We start from the raw sequence: 207 nt of genomic DNA on the forward strand, positions 1-207 counted from the left end.
CTGAACGGCACCGCGGGCGCGGGGCTGACGGTCATCGTGTGGGCCACGGATGCGGACGGCAACCGGGTAAACGCGGGCTCGGGCGTGGCGGATGATAACGGCCGCTGGAGCATTACTACGGCGGCGCTGAGCGAGGACGGCCGCTATGACCTGACGGCGACGGCGGTGAACGCGGCGGGGGTTTCCTCGGCGGAGACCGGCGCGTTT

General features: G+C 71.0%; 1 protein-coding gene. It reads left to right on the forward strand.

The genetic code is table 11. The features are described from left to right. The coding region (locus tag HFD95_RS21950; protein ID WP_167430722.1) for an Ig-like domain-containing protein at window positions 1-207 on the forward strand (207 nt) is incomplete at both ends.

Source organism: Pantoea sp. EKM10T (assembly GCF_011800685.1).
Taxonomy (GTDB): Bacteria; Pseudomonadota; Gammaproteobacteria; order Enterobacterales; family Enterobacteriaceae; genus Pantoea; species Pantoea agglomerans.